Here is a 1551-nt window from a genome sequence, read left to right as displayed (position 1 = left end):
CTAGTGTCGCGTGTCTGAAGTGATTTGACGGTTGTGGTGGGCGACAATGGGGCATGTCTGTCGCGGCTGCGCTGGTTCTTAGTCCCGGCGATGGTGCGCGCCTGCGGGAGCTGACGCGCTCGTCCGCCGCGCCGGCCGGGCATGTGCAGCGGGCTCGGATGGTATTGCTAGCCGCTGAGGGGCTGCCGAACGCGGAGATCGGTCGACGGGTTGGGATGACTCGGCAGACGGTGATCGTCTGGCGGGCGCGGTATGAGGCCGGCGGGATCGCCGCGCTGGCCGACCTGCCGCGCTCGGGCCGACCGGGCAGTATCGACGAGGCCGCGGTGATCGCGTCGACGTTGAACCCGCCGCCGTCCGAGCTGGCGGTGACGCATTGGTCGGCACGGCTGCTTGCCGACCAGTTGAGCCGGGCCGGGATGCCGGTCAGCTTCGCCGAGGTGGCCCGGATCTGGCGCACCTGGGGACTGCAGCCGCACCGGATCGAGACGTTCAAGTTCTCCACCGACCCGCAGTTGGAAGCCAAGATCCGTGATGTGGTCGGCTTGTATCTGGACCCGCCGGCCAACGCGGTCGTGGTCTGCGTCGACGAGAAGTCGCAGATCCAGGCGTTGGACCGGACCGCGCCGCTGCTGCCGATGCGCTTCGACGCCGCCGAACGTCGCACCCACGACTACCGGCGGCACGGCACCACCACCCTGTTCGCCGCCCTGGAGGTGGCCACCGGGAAGATCACCGCGGATGCCTGCTACGAGCGGCACTCCAACACCGAGTTCCTGGCCTTCCTGAAACAGGTCGCCAAGACGCATCCGCGAGTCAAGCTGCATGTCGTGTGCGACAACTACGCCACCCACAACCATCCGAACGTCAAAGCCTGGCTGGCCAAGCACCCACGGATCACGCTGCACTTCACTCCGACCAGCGCGTCCTGGATGAACATGGTCGAGATCTTCTTCGGGATCATCAGCCGACAAGCCATCCGCCGGGGCAGCTTCACCAGCGTCACCGACCTGATCAGCGCGATCCGCGCGTTCATTGACGGCTACAACGAACGCTGCCAGCCGTTCCGCTGGGCCAAGACCGCCGACCAGATTCTCGCCCAGGCTCACCACAGGCCTTCGGCCTGATCTCAAAGATCACGCCATACGTGCGGTTCCTGGTAGGCGTGCCAGCCGTGGAAGAACCAGTCCGCGAGGTCCCGCAGCCGCTCCAGGCAGTCCTGGTAGTAGGGCGCCGGCTCCGGCCGAGGAAAGTTCGGGTGACTGGTCCACTCCGCTACGAAGTGTGAAACGTAGTAGAAGCCCTCCGCCATCCAGCGCGGCAGATCGTCATGGCCTTCGTACTGCTTGCAGGCCATCCGCATCGCCTGCTCCAACCGGCTGAAGGCCGCCCGATCCCAGACGAGGCCAGCGCCTCGCAGGCTCAGCAGGAAGCTGCCCTCTGCCGCCTCGAACTCCTGCCTCAGCACAATCAACGCGTCATCCACGTCCGCACTTTGGCACTCGGGTACGACATCCCAACTGTCAAACTATTTCAGACACGCGACACTAG

Annotated in this window: 2 protein-coding genes; one reads left to right on the top strand and one right to left on the bottom strand. The window is 65.6% G+C overall.

All coding sequences use genetic code 11. The features are described 5' to 3' along the window. Positions 1 to 53 precede the first annotated feature (53 nt). A complete protein-coding gene (locus AB0J88_RS39990; protein WP_364362217.1) occupies positions 54 to 1127 on the top strand; it encodes an IS630 family transposase in 1074 nt (357 codons plus the stop codon). Between the two features lie 2 nt (positions 1128 to 1129). On the opposite strand, the gene AB0J88_RS39985 is transcribed toward AB0J88_RS39990, so the two are convergent. Beyond that, positions 1130 to 1486: a hypothetical protein gene (locus tag AB0J88_RS39985; RefSeq protein WP_364362218.1), complete on the bottom strand. Its 357-nt coding sequence runs from the start codon at positions 1484 to 1486 to the stop codon at positions 1130 to 1132. Positions 1487 to 1551: the final 65 nt, after the last annotated feature.

Origin of the sequence: Asanoa sp. NPDC049475 (assembly GCF_040676915.1) — a bacterium.
Classification (GTDB): Bacteria; Actinomycetota; Actinomycetes; order Mycobacteriales; family Micromonosporaceae; genus Asanoa.
This window is presented reverse-complemented; position numbering and strand designations above follow the sequence as displayed.